The sequence below is a fragment of the Methanocellales archaeon genome (genome assembly GCA_028715985.1).
Classification (GTDB): Archaea; Halobacteriota; UBA148; order UBA148; family UBA148; genus UBA148.
This window is the reverse complement of record JAQUQR010000017.1, coordinates 1-4723: the sequence shown is the minus strand read 5'-3', so window position 1 is coordinate 4723 and position 4723 is coordinate 1. Positions and strand designations below refer to the sequence as shown.

The window sequence follows — 4723 nt, the reverse complement described above, 5'->3', positions numbered from 1 at the left end:
TATTTTGATCTACAGCAATGAGTCGCCCCAAGGTCTCCTAGGCGATGTTAACAATGATGGCGTGGTGAACGTGCTCGATGCGACCAAGGTGAAGAACCGTGCCGGCAACCCCTTCTATCCCCTGGATAACGAATGGGCCGCAGATGTCAACAGCGACGGCATCATAAACGTGCTCGATGCGACGAAGGTGAAGAACCGTGCCGCAGATCCGAACTATCCCTGGTAATGGGCGGTAACAAAAAAAGAAAAGAAAAACAAAAACAGACCCTGAAAGTGATGAATAATTGAGAAGGTAAAAGAGAATGAGAAAAAGCACGCCTTTGTTGATGTTGTCATGCCTTGCCATCGCACTGCTGCTCTTAGCCTCTCCGGCCCAGGCATCGACGACCTGGTACGTGGATGATGACGGAGGTGCGGACTTCACCACCATTCAGGATGCGGTGAATGCCTCCACTGAGGGGGATACGATCATCGTGAGAGATGGCACCTATTACGAGAACGTGGTGGTGAACAAGTCGTTAACGATCAGATCGGAGAACGGCTCTGATTTTACAACCGTTCAGCCTTCAGCAGCAGCTGGATTTAAAATAACCGCAGATTACGTGAACATAAGCGGGTTTACGGTTAAAGGTCAAGGCCCTTATACCTACGATCCTGAGTGGCTAGGGAAGGTGATAAGTCACGGCTTTGATATTGACCATTCTAACTATTGCACGATCACGGAAAACACGGCATTATGTTGTGGCTACGGCATCCACGTCGGCTGGTATTCAGACAACAACACGGTATCACATAACAACTGCAGCTGGAATAGAGACCACGGTATCAAGCTGGATTATTCTGATAATAACACCATCTCACACAACATCTGCCGGGGAACCTGGCATGATGACAACATCGACCTGACTGCATCTACAAACAACGTCATCTCAGACAATATCTGTATCGACGGCTGGGATGATGGCATTTACCTATCAGGCTCCTCATACAATACGATCGTGAATAACACCTGCGAGAACAATGCTGAAATCGGTATTCACCTTACGGGACCCTCAAATACAATATTGAACAACACCATATCGATAAACAGCAGCAGGACACAACAGGGCGGCATCACGTTATGCGGTAATAACACGGTCATGTACAACACGATCACGTATACGGCATATAATGTCACCTACAACATTGAAACGTTAGGCAATGGTGGCATCTGCAGTGGTGAGAACAGTATCATATACCTCAATAGTAACCTAGATAATGTGGGGTACGGCTCTTCCGCAAATATCTGGAACTCCACTGAGATGATAACGTATACTTACAACGGGAACACCTACACGAACTACCTCGGCAACTACTGGGGTAAGTACAATGGAACAGATGCAGACGGCGACGGAATAGGAGATACGCCCTACTACATCGAAAGCACGGAATATGACTACTATCCACTGATGGAGCCCTTCGAGCATTACTTTGGACTCCTCGGCGACGTGAACAATGATGGCGTGGTGAACGTGCTCGATGCGACGAAGGTGAAGAATCGTGCCGGGAACCCCTTCTATCCCCTGGATAACGAATGGGCCGCAGATGTCAACAGCGACGGCATCATAAACGTGCTCGATGCGACGAAGGTGAAGAACCGTGCCGCAGATCCGAACTATCCTTGGTAATGGGCGGGTGCGGTGATGTGCCGTACATAGGCGGTAACAAAAACAGAAAGAAAATGCAATGAGAAAAACACGCATAACAGCGATTTTACCACCCTAAAACTCTAGATATTCCCAGTTGATTACAGGGAAAACCCTAAACTGATTGCCTGAAACGTGGTAATGGTCCTAGCTACCAGAATTTGCCAGTACCGTATATATATAAAATTTTTTACATACCGAATAGAATAATCAAGCATAACAGAAAACTATTTATATCAAATAGTATGTATTTGCATATCGGAGGTGGAGACGCCAAAAAAGCGAAGCGATGGAGATTGGGAAGGGGGGATGGCACTTGCAATGCTGTTGGTTATGCATTGCAGGTGGGACCGAGGTTGAGCGATAAAGAATTTGGAAGGTGAATCTATTTTAGAAGGTAAAAAAATGAGAAGAAATATGGGAAAATATGTGGCAATGCTTCTATGCATTGCATTGGTGAGTTCTGTGATGCCAGCTTCGGCGGCGACGGACCATGTCAAAGTGACAAAATACGCAGCCAATAACTACTCTACTGTGGAGAGCACTACAACGCTGACTATGGAGCAGATGAACAGCACTCTCCCAGTTTACGGAGATGGTGTAACGGACTACCTCCATCAGGGACCAATCTTCGAAAGCGAATGGTATGATACCAATTGCCCGATATATGAAAAATACGCCAATTATACCACGGTGCAATACTATGGTGATCATTCAGACATGGGAGACTACGACATTTGGGACACAAGTGAAACGATGAACTTCAAAACTAAAGGAGCTCCAATGGGAACAGATGTCAAAGACCTGTGTGAACTGGTGGGAGGAATGGATCTGGGTGACGAAATAAAGATTCGTGCCAGTGACAGTCTCGCAAGGTGGTTCAACTACACGAACGCCTACAACGACCACGGCGATGAAACGCTGGACAATAGGCAGGGACCGATGGTCCTGGCATGGTATGCCTATGATAATATGAGCGGAGAAGGCGGGTATAATGGTTATTATAGTGGAATACGACTCGTGTTCTTTGCTAACACCACCACCAATGTAACTGTCAAAGTAGATGGGGGAGAAGAGGAGAGAACCCTGCATGTATTCGGCAACTGGGACATGCATGAATGCTTGGCTCCCTGGTACAGGTATAACTACAGCGGCACGTATCCCTCTACAAACGGGCTCTCGGTAAAGTACGTCGATAATCTCTCGATCTACCCGCCGCATCTGCACGATTTCAATGATACAGGGGATACTGTGGGATGGGCATTCGGAACACAATTTTCAAGTATACCCACGAATCCTAGCGACCCAAGCACCGAGTTCGATCCGACTGCGTATGCCAACATCACAGCCGATGACGGCATATTCCAGAGCGCTATAGCTAGTAAAAACAACAACTACGCAGCACATCGGTTCAACTTCAGCATCAACACCAGCACGAATAGCGATGGACCCATAGCAAACATCGAGAAGCTCAATGTTACCTGGAACGGTATAGGGACACGCCCCAGTCACGATGGTGCAACGCTTTACATCTGGAACGGCACGGGATACGAACCACTGGATAGCAACGAAGACAGTTCAGAAGTATGCCTGACCAAAGAGATCACATCCGACATCAGCAACTACGTCAATTCAGGCAACGTGACGGTACTTGTGATACAAAACGGCAAAACCCGGCCTGGGGATACATCTACACTTCAGACCGATTACGTCAGTCTGGAAGTTGCCCACCATCACTGATCCAGCGAAGCTGGGGGAAACAGGGCACAAAAGAACAAATTTTCCCCCTTTTTTCTTTTTTTTGGATTCTCAGTTGACTAGTTGATTATGGGAAAATCTTAAGCTGACATTAAACGGCATAATCATTCATAACCAAAAGGTATTTATATGGAATGGTAAATATCTGCATATAGCAAATAGCAATCTTGTCGCCAAATGACAATATTGTCGGCAAATGGTAGCTGTTTGCATCTCGAAGAAGAAGCCGATGAAAGGCGACGAGATGGGAATTCCCCATTTGGGGAACAGTTTGAAAGGAGATAAAAGAACATGAAAAAAATGATATTGGTTTGTACGATCGCACTGCTATGTGCGATGCTGGTGATGCCAACGGCATCAGCGGCAGATGTGATAGTCTGGGAATACACCGGAGCTAATAATCCGTCTCGTGCCGAGCGTCTACCAGATGGCAATACGCTGATTGCTGATAGTGGCAATGATCGTGTCATTGAGGTGGCCCCAGACGGCACCATCGTCTGGGAATATACTGGTGGCTGGCCACAGGCTGCTCATCGCTTGTCAAATGGCAATACGTTGATTTCTGATTTTGATGAAGACTTCTATCCTTTTGTCAAAGAGGTGGCCCCGGATGGCACCATCGTCTGGCAATACAGCACTGGACTGAACAATCCAATAGATGCTGATCGCTTGCCAGATGGCAATACGTTGATTACTGACTGGGGCGATGAATATCCTTTTGTCATTGAGGTGGCCCCGAACGGCACCATCGTCTGGGAATACAGCACCGGACTCTTCTGGCCAAGCGAAGCTGATCGCTTGCCAAACGGCAATACGTTGATTTCTGATACTGACAATAGTCGTGTCATTGAGGTGGCCCCAGACGGCACCATAGTCTGGCAATACAGCGGCGCCAACGCATTCGATGCTGATCGCTTGCCAGATGGCAATACGTTGATTGCTGATGTCGCTTCACCTCGTTTCATTGAAGTAGCTCCTGACGGCACCATCGTCTGGGAGTACATCACTGGAGAGTTAGATTTTCCGATCAGTGTCGAACGATTGTCAAACGGGAATACATTGCTTGTCGATCTGTATCTTAACGAAGCCGGCCTCGTCTTTGAAGTAGGCACGCCGATACCTGCTGACTGGAACCTCACCCTAACCGGTGAGCTCACCGACACCATCAATCGCACCTCCTTCGAAGAAGGTGCAGCCTGTCACAACGCCAGCTGGAATGACGGCACCAACACGTGGGCCGGCATTCCCTTGTGGCGTCTGGTCGGCTGGGTGGACGATCT

5 protein-coding genes are annotated in these 4723 nt (G+C 47.7%); all 5 read left to right on the top strand.

Annotated elements, in window-relative coordinates:
- Nucleotides 1–226, top strand: a 226-nt coding sequence (locus tag PHI74_07885) for a dockerin type I repeat-containing protein (GenBank protein ID MDD5485929.1), incomplete at its 5' end; no start/stop codon positions are given.
- A gap of 76 nt (nt 227–302) precedes the next feature.
- Complete coding sequence (locus PHI74_07880) at nt 303–1667, top strand: NosD domain-containing protein (protein ID MDD5485928.1); 1365 nt, start codon at nt 303–305, stop codon at nt 1665–1667.
- A gap of 263 nt (nt 1668–1930) precedes the next feature.
- Nucleotides 1931–2068, top strand: coding sequence for a hypothetical protein (locus PHI74_07875; protein ID MDD5485927.1), 138 nt, complete (start codon nt 1931–1933; stop codon nt 2066–2068).
- Nucleotides 2069–2090: 22 nt separating this feature from the next.
- The gene (locus PHI74_07870) at nt 2091–3425 is read left to right on the top strand and encodes a hypothetical protein (GenBank protein MDD5485926.1); all 1335 of its coding nucleotides are present in this window, start codon (nt 2091–2093) and stop codon (nt 3423–3425) included.
- A gap of 309 nt (nt 3426–3734) precedes the next feature.
- Nucleotides 3735–4723, top strand: a 989-nt coding sequence (locus PHI74_07865; protein ID MDD5485925.1) for a hypothetical protein, incomplete at its 3' end; no start/stop codon positions are given.

Coding starts and splice junctions, on each gene's coding strand:
- PHI74_07880 (MDD5485928.1), top strand. CDS start 303: ATGAGAAAAAGCACGCCTTTGTTGATGTTGTCATGCCTTGCCATCGCA.
- PHI74_07875 (MDD5485927.1), top strand. CDS start 1,931: ATGTATTTGCATATCGGAGGTGGAGACGCCAAAAAAGCGAAGCGATGG.
- PHI74_07870 (MDD5485926.1), top strand. CDS start 2,091: ATGAGAAGAAATATGGGAAAATATGTGGCAATGCTTCTATGCATTGCA.